This window comes from Leptospira saintgironsiae (assembly GCF_002811765.1).
Lineage (GTDB): Bacteria > Spirochaetota > Leptospiria > Leptospirales > Leptospiraceae > Leptospira_B > Leptospira_B saintgironsiae.
The window spans coordinates 78,660-93,467 of record NZ_NPDR01000009.1; the positions used below are offsets into that span (position 1 = coordinate 78,660).

Genomic DNA, 14,808 nt, shown 5'->3' on the forward strand with positions numbered 1-14,808 from the left:
TTATTTTTCTAGAACTGGTTGCAACTGTTTTTGAGATCTGTTCTCACAAACTGAGTTTGATAAATACTAATTATTCAATCCAGCGAAGGTCCATTGTATGATCATTCGTATGCTTCAATCGTTTAGGTTCTGAACCATCTAAAGCAGAATGACCATCCGCTAAAAATCTGGAGATCCTTCTAGACTCAGCTTCATAAGAATTTACAGGGAATGTATCGTAAGCTCTTCCACCTGGATGGGAAACATAATAACGACAACCACCTAAAGGACGAGAAGACCAGGTATCCCAAACATCAAACACCAAAGGAGTATGAACCGGAAGATTCGGATGCAAAGTGAATACAGGATTCCAAGCCTTGAATCTAATTCCTGAAACTGCTTCTCCCTTTTTACCTGTGCCACGAAGAGGAACTTCGTATCCATTGCAGCTGAGAAGATAACGATCACTCCAACCTTCTACCTTTACTTGCAATCTTTCTAATGCAGAGTCAACAGATCTAGAAGTTCCGAAAGAAGAAGACTCTTCTCCTAAAACATTCCAAGGTTCCAAGGCCATTCTAAGTTCTAAGAATACTTCCTCTCTTTGGGTTTTGCCATATACAGGAAAACGAAATTCAAAAAATGGAAGGAACTCTTCTTCCCCAAATGCAAATCCATGTTCTTTTAGATCTCTCAGAACATCTTTAAAATCACTCCAAACAAAATGAGGGAGAAGAAAACGATCGTGCAATTCAGTTCCCCAATGGATAGGAGATTGTACATAAGGTTTTTCCCAGAATCGACAAACCAAAGATAAAACCAAAAGTTGTTGTACAACACTCATTTTATAATGAGGAGGCATTTCAAATCCTCTTAACTCTACAAGCCCCAAACGAGAACCTGAAGGAGGATATAGTTTATCTATAGAAATTTCAGCTCTATGGGTATTCCCAGTTAGATCCACAAGTAGATTTCGAAATAGACGATCGACTAACCAAGGATTTGGTTCTTTAATTTTATCTAATTGAGAAGAAGCTAATTCATATTCATATAATATTTCATCCCTACCCTCATCCAAACGAGGAGCCTGAGAAGTAGGACCAATAAACAGACCAGAAAAAAGATAAGAAAGAGAAGGATGATGCTGCCAATAACTTACTATGCTTCGCAGAAGGTCCGGTCTTCGGAGAAATGGACTATCTTCCGGGGACATTGCACCTATAGTGATATGATTCCCTCCCCCTGTTCCAGTATGCCTTCCATCTATAAGGAATTTTTCCGCACTTAAACCTAGTTCCTTTGCTTCTTCATATAAGATACGAGTCTTTTCTTCCAGCTCTTTAAAATTAGAAGAAGGATGTAAATTTACTTCTAAAACACCTGGATCTGGCGTTATCCGAAATAGGCCGAGTCTTGCATCAGTCGGAGGTTCATAACCTTCTAATACGATTTGGACTCCAGATTTTTCGGCCGCAAATTCCAAAGAAGAGATTAGATCCAACCAAGGTTCCGCACCTTCTACAGGAGGTAAAAATACATGAATAGAGCCAAATCTTGGTTCTATAACTAAAGTAGTACGGATAGGAAGTTCTTTCCCGGCTGAAAAAAACTTAGATTCTTTAGAGGATCTTTTAACTAAACGTGAATCCAGATCTTTTCTGGAACTTAATTTTTTACTCTTAGATAGATCCGTAAGAACAGCATTTGGTCTAAAATTTTCGGAAATAGAAGAGAAAGGTAATCTAAAACCGGCAGGGCTATCTCCTGGGATTAAATATAATCTTTCTCTTTTGTATTTCCATTCTGAACTTTCCCATTCAGACTTTGCATAATTAAATTGTAATGGAATAGCGATCGCTTTTTTAAGTTTGAAGTCTCTGTCCACAAGTGAGAGAACCTTCTTCCTTTCTAAAGCTTCGAAAGAAAAATCTTCTGAGTTAAAATCCTCACTCTTAGGGTCTTTCCATTCAGGAAGTTGACCTTCTTTCCATAAATAATAAAAACCGTCCTCATACAGAGGAACCATATGTTTGGGAGAAATTCCTAAAGTTTTACAAACTTCTTCCCCAAATTTATCGGATGATATTAATTCCTTATCTAAATCCTGTTTTTCCTTTTCAGAGGAAGAAGAGAATAATCCTTCGTTCTTCCATAAAGAATCTCCATCCTTTCGCCAGAAAACATTTAAAGACCAACGAGGTAAAGGTTCTCCAGGATACCATTTTCCTTGAGTAACTTGGACCAAAGAACCAGGTGAAAATTTTTTACGAAGATTTGTAAGTAATGTTTCTCCTAACTCTAACTTTTCTTTTCCGAGTGCAAGAGTATTCCATTGAGGATCCTGCCTGGAAGTATCTGAAATAAAAGTTGGCTCTCCACCAATGGAAACACGAATATCATTTTTTTTGCATTTAGCATCCAGATCTTTTCCTAATTTAAGAACTCTATCCCAGGTAGGATCTGTATAAGGTTTAGTGACTCGAGGAGATTCTTGGAAACGTTTAACTTCCATCCTGAATCCAAACTTGGACTCGGCAGGATCAGAATATCCGAATACAGGAGAAGCGCTCCCAGGTTCTGGGACTGCAGCTAAAGGAATATGACCTTCTCCTGCAAATAAACCGGATGTTGGATCAAGGCCCACCCAACCTGCACCTGGTAGGAACACCTCCGCCCAAGCATGAAGGTCGGTAAAATCTTCTTTAGCACCAGAAGGACCGTGAATAGAAACCTCATCAGGTTTCAGCTGGATCAGGTAACCTGAAACAAATCTGGATGCGAGGCCAATATGTCTTAAGATCTGAACAAGTAAAAATGCGGAATCTCTGCATGAGCCTGATTTTCTTTCCAAGGTTTCAGTACAAGTTTGGACACCGGGCTCCATTCGGATCACATAAGAAATATCCTGGTAAACTCTTTGATTGAGTCCTACCAAAAAATCCACAGTACGTTTCGATTTTAAAATTCCGTCTTTTCTTAAACCTGAAATATAATTAGCAAGTGCGTTACTTCCGTCAGTCGCGCTCAAATAAGGAAGAAGTTCCTTTCTTAAAGCATCCGAATAAACAAAAGGAGTCTCTTCTGCGTCTGGCTCTAAGAAAAAATCAAATGGATTGATGACTTGTATCTCTGCTACAAGATCCACGAGTATTTTTAATTTTTCGGTCTTCTTAGGAAATACTAATCTTGCTTGGTAATTCCCAAAAGGATCTTGCTGCCAATTTAAAAATTGCTCAGAAGGTTCTACTAAAAGTGAATAAGAAACAATCCTGGTCCTAGAATGAGGAGCCGGCCTCAATCGAATGATATGAGGAGATAATGCAACAGGCCTATCGTATTCGTAAGAAGTTTCGTGAGTGAGAGAGACGAGTAAGGACATGATTAATTCCTAAAATAGGTTTCGTCCAATTGAGCGGCGATCCCGTTCAATCTCACTTGTAGTTGATCCAAATATTCATGCATACCTGAAGAAAAAATTTCGTCTATCGAGGCGTAATTCATTTCGGAAAGAAGGACACCCACCCTCTTCTCCGTTTCGTCCCCATAGCTGTCTTTTTCAGATCCACTTAAAATTTTAAGACTATCAAATGCTTTGGACAAACAGGAACGTATCGCTCTTGGAAAAATTTTATCCAAGATCAAAAACTCAGCTATATTTTTAGGAGTGATCCTTGTATAAAAACGGTTAAACATCTCATGAGCACTTGCTGATTTTAAAAGAGAAAGCCATTGGATCAGATCCAAAGTGGACCCAGTTTCTTCTCTGGCAGGAAGAAGTATAAAATATTTCATATCCAAGATACGAGTGGTCTTATCTGCTCTTTCCAATAACCTTCCGAGTAATGCAAAATGCCAAACCTCGTCGTGAGAGATCGTGGCTTCTTGGCAACCGTAGAATAATAAACATTGGTTTCGGATTGCTTTGAAAAATTCAGCAATTCCTGGCATATCAGATTCTTCAAATTTTCTTTTGGATTTGATAGTAAGATAGAATTCGTTGATCACTTCCCACATAGGAGTGGAAATATTTTCTCGGATGGTCCTCGCATTCTCTCTGGCGCGAATCAAACAATTCATGATAGAGTTCGGATTTTCAATATCCAAACTCATAAAATGGATCACATTCTCTTTGCTTGGAATATTATACTTTTTGGAAAATAATTCATTGTCTCCGGTGGTATACACCAAAGGCATCCATTGTCTGTTGGAGTCCTCGTTCAGATCTAAGGAAAGTTGAAAATTCACATCCAAAAAACGTGAATAATTTTCGGCCCTTTCCATATAACGATTCATCCAGTATACGGATTCAGCGACTCGGCTTAGCATTAGGAAACCTCTCTAGTTTTATGATGTTTTTCGGTTCCGCTTGGGATATTCCCCTGATTGCCAGTTCTTGCTCTTTTTTTTGATATTAACCCATCACCCAAGTATCTTTGGATCCACCACCTTGGGAAGAATTCACAACCAAGGAACCTCTTCTTAAGGCAACTCGAGTTAAACCACCGGGCATTACATAGATCTCTTCTCCGTATAAGATAAAAGGTCTTAGATCCACATGTCTTCCTTCTAACTTATCCTCTATCAATGTTGGGATCCTGGATAAACTTAAAACAGGCTGAGCGATATAATTACGAGGGTCTGCTTTAACTTTTCCTACAAATTCCTCTTTTTCTTTTTCGCTCGCAACAGGTCCAATGATCATTCCATAACCACCTGCTCCGTTAGCCGCTTTTACGACTAGATTTCCAATATTCTCACATACATATTTCAGGTCCTTCTCCCTGGAACATAGATACGTAGGAACATTAGGAATGATCGGCTCTTCTCCCAGATAATACTTAATAAAATCAGGAACATAAGAATAGATCACTTTATCATCTGCAACTCCTGTGCCAGGAGCATTCGCAAGTGCAACATTACCTTTTTTGAATACTTCGAATATACCAGGAACACCCAAAAGAGAATCCTTACGGAAAGCTTTTGGATCCATGAATGTATCATCGATCCTTCTATATAGAACATCCACCTGTTTCAAACCTTTGGTGGTTCTCATATAAAGTTTGTCATCTCTTACAGTAAGATCTGTGCCTTCTACCAAAGGAACTCCCATACGAGATGCAAGAAAACTATGCTCGTAATAAGCAGAGTTATAGATACCTGGGGTTAAAACTCCAATATTCGGATTCGGTTTATCAGAAAGATGTTCGAGCATTCCACGAAGTCTGATCGGATAATCATAGATCGGCCTTACAGAAAGACTCGCAAAAAGTTCCGGGAAGGTCTTTTTCATTACTTCACGATTTTCTAATACATAAGAAACACCGGAAGGACAACGTAAATTATCCTCGAGGACCAACATCCGTCCGTCACCGTCACGCACAAGATCCGTTCCAGTAATATGGATCCAAATTCCCTTAGGAGGTTTGATCCCTTTACATTCTTTTAAATAACCGGAACTGCTATAAACGATCTCAGCAGGGATCACACCATCTTTGATGATATTCTCATCACCATAAATGTCTTGGATGAAAAGATTTAGGGCGCGTATCCTTTGTTTAAGACCTTCTTCCATTTTTTTCCATTCGAAAGAAGTTACGATCCGAGGAATGATATCGAAAGGCATGATCCTTTCTTCCTCTTCCTCATCTCCATACACATTAAAGGTGATGCCCAAGGAAAGAAGCGCCTTCTCAGCAGAAGCCTTCCGCTTCAAAAGTTCCTTATCATCCATGCCTTCGATCCTGGATTTTAAGGTATGATAACTCTGGCGAATCCCCCCCTCTTCAGAGAACATTTCGTCGTAAAAGGAATCCGTTTGGTAATTTGTCAGGAGCATAGAATTCTCCCCCCATCTATCTGAAGGAGACTAATTTTGCCCCCAAGAAACAAGCAGAAATTAAATTTAACGCTTATTTTTTATACCGATTATTTATCAATGTTCAAATATTAAACATTTTAATAAAATATTAATCTAAGTGTTGGAAAAGGAATCTGATTTTGGCGGAGAACTGAGATGAATCGGCCGTAGCAGATGTGGAGTGGTAGATTGGGCGGGAGGTTGCGGTGTGGGAAGGCGGATGGGCGCGATTGCGGCCATGCACGGAGCTGGGGGCGGTTATGCGTGATTGCGGTTATGTGGCACGTTAAGTGTGGCTTGACGAGATTGGGTTCACAATATACGTTAGGCGAAACTAAAATAACCTAACGATTAAGATGATAAGAGAAGAAATATTAAAAACAAGCTTAAAGGAGATCCCGAAGGCAATTCATCTTCTCCTAACTGCGACAAAGGAAATTAAAGAAGAAATTAAATTTTCTTTTTGCCAGGGTATTCATTCTTACATATCGACAAAATATAATTCGTTTTCGCATATTAAAACAATATTGCATAGGCAGGCCCCTAGATTCTTTTACGATATTTATCAACCTCAAGCGATTACATGTAATGCAGAGCGAATTGCAGTGAATGATTATAAAACGCTTAGTAAGTATGGGCCTTACGTTACTATCATTGGGGGGCCTGGATCTGGAAAGACTACTCTACTTAGACACTTATTTATGAGTAGTCTCTGCTCAATGGAAAGAATTCCTTTATATATTGAGCTTCGGCGTATTGATTTCAATAATCAATCGATAGTCGAAATTATCTATAAAATTATTCAAAATGATTTTAATATTGAAAGCGATCGTTTAATCAAACGATTACTTGAAGAACAAAAATTTATCATTTTATTAGACGGATTCGATGAATTGCCTTTCGGCTTACGCGAAAAATTCATAATAAAATTAAACGAATTAATAGAAAAGTATCCGAATAATATAATTCATTTAACGAGTCGACCTAGCCCAGTTGCTGAATTAATTCAAGGTTTTTCGAATGTAAGGATCGAAAATTTTACGTTAGAGGAGGCTTTACTTTTTTTAGAAAAACAAGACCTTAATGACGAGCTGTTAGAAAATTTGCAAAGGGAAATTAAAGACAGAAAATGGAACGAAGCTCAGAATTTTCTATCCAATCCTCTTCTTTTGTCAACATATGTCTTGACATACAAAAATAATTCAACCGTGCCTGAGAAAAACAGCGAATTCTATGAACGAGTTATTAATGCACTTTTTTCTGAACATGATAGTTGGCATAAAAATGGGTATGTCAGAAAAGCACATTCAGATCTAAGCATCGACGTGCTTAAACATATATTATATGAATTTTCATTTAGAAATACCTTTCATACTAAATATGCATTTGATATTGTTAGCTTAAATTCAGACTTCGAATCTGTTCTCGCAAATCTAAAAGTTGTCACACAAATAGAAAAGTTAAAGGAAGATTTTACTGTATCTTATGGAATCTTATTAGAGGATGCGGGGGTCTATCAATTTATCCATCGTAGTTTACAAGATTATTTGGCAGCACAAAAAGTAAAAAGAATAAATTCAGATAATAAAAAGCTCATATATGACAAAATTTATTCTATAGCTAAAAAGTCGGCAGGGTTTGAGATCGGCAATTTTATTGAATTTGTTTCTGAAATTGATGAATATTACTTCAATAAATTCTTTCTAGTTAGACTTCTTTCTGAATTTTTTAGTCAGTATGACGAGAAATTTCCCATAGCTTCAACAATTGCATGTTTCTTTTCGAAAATTTATTTTGAAGACGAAAGTAGCACTCAATATTCATTAAACATTGCTGAAAATCCGCTACGGTCAATCAAGGAATTTCGCAAAATTGAAAACTACTTTTTAGGCCAATTAATCCATCATAAACCATTTATGAAAATGATAAGATCTAAGGCAAAATTGAATGGTATAGGATTAAGAATGAAATACGTTTATCTCCTCAACAAAAAGAGCTTGCCTTATTTAGAAGATGCAATTCAGCAAACGGCGCCAAAATTTGCTTCTCTATTAGAAACTGAAATTAATAATTTGAGAACTTTAAAATCGACGGTAGAAATTAAATTGAAAGAATCATTAGAAGAAGAGAGAAAATTGTTAGAAAAGCTATAAACGTTGCATTACTTTCGCAGCGCTACTAAATTGCGCAAGTCCGTCCATTGCGAACGTCGCCAAAATTTAATCGTTAAACGCAAGTACTCAAACAAGGAAGATTTGTGAAAATAAAATCACTTACTATCGAAAATTTTCGTGGTTATAAAGAAAAGCATACTATTGATTTTAACCCTGATTTAACAGGTCTCATAGGTAGGAATGATGTAGGTAAGTCTACTATTACGGATGCTTTAGAAATCTTCTTTAATAACGAAACAGTTAAAATAGAGCCCGCTGATAGATGCGTATTTTCCACTGATGATGTAATTAGAATTTCTTGTGAGTTTTATGATTTACCGGAATCAATAATAATTGATGAAACTGTCTCTACTACCTTCAGAGACGAATTTCTATTGAATGAACATGGAAATCTTGAAATTTTAAAAGAGTATAAGATAGGTGCAAGAGTCCAAAACCCATCTATAAAGATTATTGCCAATCATCCAATAGTAGATTCTGAAAAACCTTTGCATTTAGCTAAAATAGCAGATCTAAAAAAGATAGGAGAGAAACTTAGAATTGATTCAGATGTTCAAGATAAGCGAGTCGCCTCTCAGTGGAGAAAAGCAATCTGGAGCGCAAAGACCGGAATTGAAAGGCAAGAAATAGATATTTCAAAGCTCTCTCCTGAAACTAAAGAGATATATGAAAAAATAACATTAAGTTTACCATTGTTTGCCTTATTTAAATCGGATAGAGAAAGTAACGATTCCGATCCAGAGGCAAAAAATCCAATTCAAGTTGCAGTAAAAACTGCTCAAAAAATTTATGAGGCAGAAATCAGAATCTTAGAGCAGAAAATTATAGATTCTGTAATTAAAGTAGCAGAAAACACATTAGAAAAAATCCAAGAAATGGATCCGGAATTAGCAAATTCCCTAGATCCTCTTCTTAAAGAGACGCCGAAATGGACATTCAATTTTGCGCTAAATGGTGATAACGGAGTACCTATTAACAAAAGAGGTAGTGGTGTCCGACGTCTGATATTACTAAATTTTTTTCGTGCAGAAGCTGAACGCCTCAAGCAGGAAAGAAACTCTCCGAACGTATTCTTTGCAATTGAAGAACCAGAAACATCACAACATCCTGATTATCAGGCACTTTTAATCAAGGCATTAATTAACCTATCCTATATTCCAAATACACAAATCTTAATAACATCTCACGTGCCAGGTTTAGTATCGTTACTTCCAGTATCTTCAATTAGATATATGGAAAGAGTCGAGAAAGACAAAGTAAAGATCCTTAAAGGTGATGATGATGTTCTCGAAATAGTTTCGAAGTCCCTTGGAGTTCTATCTGATCCAACCTTAGCAAATGCAAAAGCTGTGGTTTTGGTTGAAGGGCATAGCGATATTACATTTTTAAATCACATTAGCGAACAATATAAACAACATGGATTGATTGAAAAAACGTTATCTGAATCTGGCATACATATATTGCCTGTGGGTGGTTGCGGCAATCTAAAACACTGGGTCAATAAAAGAATCATTGAAAAAATGGGTCTAAAATGGGGGGCATTATTTGATTCAGATCTTGGAGATCAGTTCCAAAATGAACAAAACATCTCGAAAATGCAAGAAATAGTTAAAGAAGGACATCCTGGATTTTTAACTAAAAAGAGAGAGCCTGAAAATTATATACACCCAGAAATTCTAAAGAAAGAATTTGATATTGAGTTAACCTATACTGAAATAGATGATGCCAAGAAAATAATTGGTAAGCTAATTCGTAAAAACCCAAATGACGTTTTAGAGTTATTGTGGCGGAAAATGTCATTTCAGCAGTTACAAATTGTTTCTAGTCTTGAGGAAGGAAAAGATGAATTTCTAGATTGGCTTAAAGCTTTTGATACTCTCATTAAGTAACGCGCGACATTGGCTAACTATCTTCCTCTCAAGTCTGTGTGTTATATCTCTTTTTGTCATTATCCGACATACACTAAAAATTTATTCCACCATGAAACTCACTAAAATAAAAATCCTAATCCTTCTAATCTTTCCATTAGCAAACTGCCTAACCCTCCAGAACAAATATATCAACAAAATTGAATATTTCCCTCAATCGCAGAAATTGGATGTTGATATAAATTTAACAGATGGAGGAGAATTAAATTTAGCGATTCTTAAAAAAGACCAGGACCATGTGTTTAAATTGAATTTTCGCTATGAAGGTCAAAAATTAATAATTGGTAAAAGACTAATTATGCTTATAGATGGAGTCGAAAAGGAATTACTAGTTTTGGATAGAAATACAGAATATCATAGCAATGGAAGATACGGTAGAATTACGGAACGAATGTCATTAAAAGGAGATAGAGAGTTATTCAGTTTAATTTATAATTCCCACTCACTTCAATTTAAGTTAATAGGTGATAATGGAGTTTTATATTTTGAATTAGAGGAAACTGGGCGAGACCTTCTCGGAAATTTTAAATTAGAAAGTGTAAAATTACTTAATCTTACGTATTAGTAGTTTTCGAAATCACACTGTAATCTACGAACCATCCCATGCAATCGCGAGGGATTACTTCTTCTTCTCCAACTCCGCCGCAATCATACACTCTTTCGGGATCCACTCCTTCTCCATTTGTTTTTGGCGAACATAACCAACCACATGACCAGTGCTAGCAGCTACCGCGAGAATAGAATAAGAATACAAAAGTGCATAAGGGGAAGCTGGAAGTAAGTCGGAGATCCCACCTCCCACATAAGAACCGTAAGCTGGATATAATGTGCGATATGCAGTCATCTCTTCTGTTTTGTCGCAACGGTATCTGAAGTATCGGATCGCATCATCTGAGGCTCTTGCTTCCGGATAGAAGGCCCCAAGGATCGGAACTGCATATCCTAACGCATACAAAGAACGATATTCTCTTTGAGCAAAATCCTTGGAGTGACCGCCTTCATGGATCACTACAGCAGGAATATCTGAATACACATGGATCGTATTAGAATACGGATTATAATGGTCCCCGCCAAAAATACGACCTACTAAAAGTACATCATTCACAACATATGCGAACAAACCTATGGTCCATTTTAGAAGTGGATTTACTGTTTTAGAATGCCAAAGTCTTTTGAAATCATTTCCAGGAGCATATTGGTTAAAACGCACCTTAACATCTTTTAGGTTATTATCTCGGATATAATCCATCAGATATTTTTTTGTTTCGAATGATAGTTCGTGGTTTTGGATCCTTCTATCCCAGATCATAATTTTTGCGAGTAAACTTTCGATCCAGATCCAACTTCCTATAAAGTCTATAACTGAATAAGGTTTTCCTTCTTCGAACTGAGGATTTTCCTCATCAAAATACATTTCGTCGTTTGGCTGGTATGGTTGTGCTACGGTATATCTTTTGTCTGTAGAATAATAACAGGACTGAAAAACAGCACAGGTAAGTAAGAATATTATGATTTTCTGTTTCATCTTACTTATTTCCTTTTATTCGGAGCTTGTTTAGTTGTTGCGGAATGTTTTTTTATCTCATCCATAAAATCCAAAAGAGCCACCCTGCCCATCTGATTTACTTGATCTTCTCTGTTTCCTCTATGCCCCATATAAGGCAGATGTATAATCCATCCGAGTAAGACCGGAAGTGTTGCAAGAGTCGCCATACAATCGGTAACTCTGGATTCGATCCCGTCCTTGAATTGGTAATGCCAGGTTTTTCCGGAAGAAATAATATCCGCTTCCATCTCCACATTTACTTGGTTGTAACTACAATGATCTATGGATTCCAATTTAAACTTTTGGATTATGATCTTATGTTTTCCTGGATATTCTTCCTTATGATCGATCAATTCTTTTCGGATCAGTTTAGAAATCGGTCCGTATAAATTGGTATAATTTTTTCCCCATCCTGTCCAAGAAGTAAATCCATCTTCGAAATATACAAATTGCTCAGGAACTTCGTCTGGGAATTCGACCTCGAAATCAGGATCCTTGGAATCGTAATCAGGAGCACCGGATCTTACCTCCATCCAATGTTCTTGGACTTCATGAGCACCTGAAAGAGTTTTAGGAACATGCACCTTAATGGAGGTGCAAGCAGAAAGAAATATTAGAAAAAACGATAATACAAACGAAAGAGAATAAGACATGATTTACAGCCTTGTAATCTAATAGTATGGAGAAGAATGTAAAGAATAAATTCTAAACCGAAAGAATATGACTTCTATTCAATTTGAAATATCTTTCCATTTAGATCCAGGAATTTCTAAAACGAATTCGGAACCAAATGCAAGACTTGGGGTCTTAAATCCTTTTCCTCCTTTCCCGGAAAGCACCTTGGAAACTGCGGCAAGTGATGATTCCACTGTGAATTCGTAACCTTCTTTACATTCTAAAACTTTGGCGAATTTTTTTCCTTCTTCGGATCGAACTTCTCCCCATACAGTCGTTTTGACTAAGGTTCTAGTTCTTTCTCCAGGACCCTTGATCGTTTTTCCTACCAATGCCTGGACTCCTTTTAATACAAAGGGAATTTTTAATAAAGAGATGATCGGTTTAAAATAGCGTAACGCGTTTACTTGTCCGGAAGGAATATCCGTATACACATCTATATTTGGGATACCTGTAGAAATATAAGCTGTGAAAACATCTCCCCAAGGAATTCCATACACCTTGTAGGTTTTCCCATTAGCAGCAACTTTTCTAGATCTACTCAGATGAGGAACTCCAACCATCTGTCCATCCCTTCTGATCTTAGAACCGTAAGGCAATTGAGCAAGTGCACTTTTCATCGTGCCTGGAGAAACCTCACTTAAACCCACAAACGCAAGTTCCAAAAACTTAGGTTTAGAAAGTGATTCTTTCAAAGAAGAAGCAAGGCAATCTGTCGGAACAATATCAAATCCTACTCCAGGTAAAAGTAGAACTCCTGCTTTTTCTGCGTCTTCTCCTAAAGCTTGGAGAGATTCATATACTGGAATTTCTCCAGTGATATCCAGATAATGTACTTTTTTAGAAATACATGCCTTTGCCATTGGGACAGAAGTTTGGATGAAAGGCCCCGCACAATGTAGTACGAGTTGGAATCCTTGTATATGTAAACCGACCTCGTTCGAATTATTTAAATCGAAAATTTTATATTCTAAACGCAGTTCGTTTGCGAGCTCTTCTATTTTGCCTCTGCTTCTTCCTGCGAGTACAGGTTTTAAACCGCGAGACACTGCTCTTCTTGCGATGAGCTCTCCTGTATAACCGTTCGCTCCATAAATCATCCACTTTGAAACTGCCATAAGGTAGGAACTACGACATCGTTTTTAATTTAGTCAACCTGCATACCACGAACGAGTTAGTTTTTTTCACACAAATGATAGGTAAAGAATTTCCGATTTGGAGTCTGTTTTAGTTTTGGATTGACCCAGTTACTCAGCGAGGAATGATAGAGGTTAACCGGCTTGTATTATGGAAAAAATAAATCTTATCACAATCGCAATTCCATTCTTCTTTTTGCTGATCGGGTTGGAGCTCGCATTCTCCTGGTATCATAAAAGAAAACTTTATCGTCTGAACGATTCTATCAACGATCTCAGTGCTGGGATCGCTAGTCAGATTTTCGGGATCATTTTTAAGACGATCACATTTTTCGCATATCTTTGGGTATATGAGAATTGGAGAATATTCAATCTTCCTTCTTGGCCAAGTGAGCCAGTTTCTTGGATGCCTTCTTCTGAAGTATTAGGACTTTCTGCTTCTACCTGGGCTTGGACAATTGTTATAGCAGTTTGGGTCACCTGCTTCGTACTTTATGATCTAGCTTATTATTGGCTTCATAGATTAAGTCACGAAGTGAATTTTCTTTGGGCGGGACATGTGGTTCACCACCAAAGTGAAGAATATAATCTTACTGTTGCATTACGTCAGGCAAGTTTTCACGGACTATTCACTTGGATCTTCTATATTCCTATAGCTGTCCTTGGATTTTCTCCTATCGTGATGGTTCTGAACGGACAATTAAATTTGATCTATCAATTCTGGATCCATACAAAAGCGATCGATAAATTCCCTAAATGGTTCGAGGCTATTTTTAATACACCTTCTCACCATAGAGTTCACCACGGTATCAATCCTAAATATATTGATAAAAACCATGGCGGAACATTGATCGTTTTTGATAGATGGTTCGGAACCTTCCAAGTAGAAGAAGAAACTCCTGTTTACGGAACAGTTAAACCTCTCCGCAGCTTTAATCCATTATGGGCAAATGTTCATTACTGGGTAGAAATGTGGGAACAAGCAAAACAAAGCCCTCGTTGGTCGGATAAGATCAAAGCATTTTTAGCAATGCCAGGATGGAGACCTCAGGATTTAGGCGGACAATACCCTATTCCTGAAGTGGATGAGAAAACATTCAAAAAATATGATGTTTCCCTTTCCAAAAGTTTGACCGCTTACGCAGTTACTTGGTTTGTTCTTACATTGGTAGGAACATTCTCTATGCTCGTAAAAGTAAATTCTATTCCTGTAGGATTACTATATACGATCTTCTTCTTCAGTATATTCTCCTTAACAACTGTTGGAGGAATTTTAGATCTGAAACGTTGGACTCTATATTTAGAGCCGGTCCGAATCGCACTTTTGGTAGGAGCTGCTTTCCTTTTAGGAGTTTCTACTGGAACAGCGTTTATCGTAGCTGGATTTGGTGCACTTTCACTTGCATGGTTTTTCTCTCAGAGAAATTCATTTACAGAATGGAAGGATATTGATCCAGTAAAAGAAATCCGTAGCAAAGCCGCTTAATTAGTAATCGCGCACTTCTCCGCTTGA

10 protein-coding genes are annotated in these 14,808 nt (G+C 37.3%); 4 read left to right on the forward strand and 6 right to left on the reverse strand.

From position 1 onward, the window contains the following. Nucleotides 1-70: 70 nt before the first annotated feature. The 3 genes from CH362_RS16755 to CH362_RS16765 form a co-directional block, all read right to left on the reverse strand. On the reverse strand, nucleotides 71-3,358 hold the full coding sequence (locus tag CH362_RS16755) for a transglutaminase family protein (RefSeq protein ID WP_100711467.1): 3,288 nt from the start codon (nucleotides 3,356-3,358) through the stop codon (nucleotides 71-73). Nucleotides 3,359-3,360: 2 nt separating this feature from the next. Continuing rightward, nucleotides 3,361-4,305 (reverse strand): alpha-E domain-containing protein, encoded by a 945-nt coding sequence (locus CH362_RS16760; RefSeq protein WP_100711468.1) that lies wholly within the window; start codon nucleotides 4,303-4,305, stop codon nucleotides 3,361-3,363. 85 nt (nucleotides 4,306-4,390) lie between these two features. Then, the gene (locus CH362_RS16765; protein ID WP_100711469.1) at nucleotides 4,391-5,815 is read right to left on the reverse strand and encodes a circularly permuted type 2 ATP-grasp protein; all 1,425 of its coding nucleotides are present in this window, start codon (nucleotides 5,813-5,815) and stop codon (nucleotides 4,391-4,393) included. A 377-nt stretch (nucleotides 5,816-6,192) separates the two neighbouring features. Here CH362_RS16765 and CH362_RS16770 point away from each other — a divergent pair, with 377 nt between their 5' ends. The 3 genes from CH362_RS16770 to CH362_RS16780 all read left to right on the forward strand — a co-directional run bounded on the left by CH362_RS16770 (nucleotide 6,193) and on the right by CH362_RS16780 (nucleotide 10,503). Continuing rightward, nucleotides 6,193-7,989: an NACHT domain-containing protein gene (locus tag CH362_RS16770; RefSeq protein ID WP_100711470.1), complete on the forward strand. Its 1,797-nt coding sequence runs from the start codon at nucleotides 6,193-6,195 to the stop codon at nucleotides 7,987-7,989. 104 nt (nucleotides 7,990-8,093) lie between these two features. Beyond that, nucleotides 8,094-9,899 (forward strand): AAA family ATPase, encoded by a 1,806-nt coding sequence (locus CH362_RS16775; RefSeq protein ID WP_100711471.1) that lies wholly within the window; start codon nucleotides 8,094-8,096, stop codon nucleotides 9,897-9,899. A gap of 91 nt (nucleotides 9,900-9,990) precedes the next feature. Next, the gene (locus CH362_RS16780; protein ID WP_100711472.1) at nucleotides 9,991-10,503 is read left to right on the forward strand and encodes a hypothetical protein; all 513 of its coding nucleotides are present in this window, start codon (nucleotides 9,991-9,993) and stop codon (nucleotides 10,501-10,503) included. Between the two features lie 54 nt (nucleotides 10,504-10,557). On the opposite strand, the gene CH362_RS16785 is transcribed toward CH362_RS16780, so the two are convergent. The 3 genes from CH362_RS16785 to CH362_RS16795 form a co-directional block, all read right to left on the reverse strand. Next, nucleotides 10,558-11,463, reverse strand: coding sequence for a hypothetical protein (locus CH362_RS16785; protein WP_208859604.1), 906 nt, complete (start codon nucleotides 11,461-11,463; stop codon nucleotides 10,558-10,560). Nucleotides 11,464-11,468: 5 nt separating this feature from the next. Further along, complete coding sequence (locus CH362_RS16790; protein WP_244280624.1) at nucleotides 11,469-12,137, reverse strand: hypothetical protein; 669 nt, start codon at nucleotides 12,135-12,137, stop codon at nucleotides 11,469-11,471. A gap of 78 nt (nucleotides 12,138-12,215) precedes the next feature. Beyond that, nucleotides 12,216-13,277: a saccharopine dehydrogenase family protein gene (locus CH362_RS16795; RefSeq protein WP_100711473.1), complete on the reverse strand. Its 1,062-nt coding sequence runs from the start codon at nucleotides 13,275-13,277 to the stop codon at nucleotides 12,216-12,218. Nucleotides 13,278-13,446: 169 nt separating this feature from the next. Here CH362_RS16795 and CH362_RS16800 point away from each other — a divergent pair, with 169 nt between their 5' ends. Continuing rightward, nucleotides 13,447-14,781, forward strand: a complete 1,335-nt coding sequence (locus CH362_RS16800) for a sterol desaturase family protein (protein ID WP_100711474.1) — start codon at nucleotides 13,447-13,449, stop codon at nucleotides 14,779-14,781. The last annotated feature ends 27 nt before the right edge of the window (nucleotides 14,782-14,808 follow it).

Bases quoted from the DNA above. Each gene is read 5' to 3' on its own strand.
- CH362_RS16755 (WP_100711467.1), bottom strand. From the start codon at position 3,358: ATGTCCTTACTCGTCTCTCTCACTCACGAAACTTCTTACGAATACGAT.
- CH362_RS16760 (WP_100711468.1), bottom strand. From the start codon at position 4,305: ATGCTAAGCCGAGTCGCTGAATCCGTATACTGGATGAATCGTTATATG.
- CH362_RS16765 (WP_100711469.1), bottom strand. From the start codon at position 5,815: ATGCTCCTGACAAATTACCAAACGGATTCCTTTTACGACGAAATGTTC.
- CH362_RS16770 (WP_100711470.1), top strand. From the start codon at position 6,193: ATGATAAGAGAAGAAATATTAAAAACAAGCTTAAAGGAGATCCCGAAG.
- CH362_RS16780 (WP_100711472.1), top strand. From the start codon at position 9,991: ATGAAACTCACTAAAATAAAAATCCTAATCCTTCTAATCTTTCCATTA.
- CH362_RS16785 (WP_208859604.1), bottom strand. From the start codon at position 11,463: ATGAAACAGAAAATCATAATATTCTTACTTACCTGTGCTGTTTTTCAG.
- CH362_RS16790 (WP_244280624.1), bottom strand. From the start codon at position 12,137: ATGTCTTATTCTCTTTCGTTTGTATTATCGTTTTTTCTAATATTTCTT.
- CH362_RS16795 (WP_100711473.1), bottom strand. From the start codon at position 13,277: ATGGCAGTTTCAAAGTGGATGATTTATGGAGCGAACGGTTATACAGGA.
- CH362_RS16800 (WP_100711474.1), top strand. From the start codon at position 13,447: ATGGAAAAAATAAATCTTATCACAATCGCAATTCCATTCTTCTTTTTG.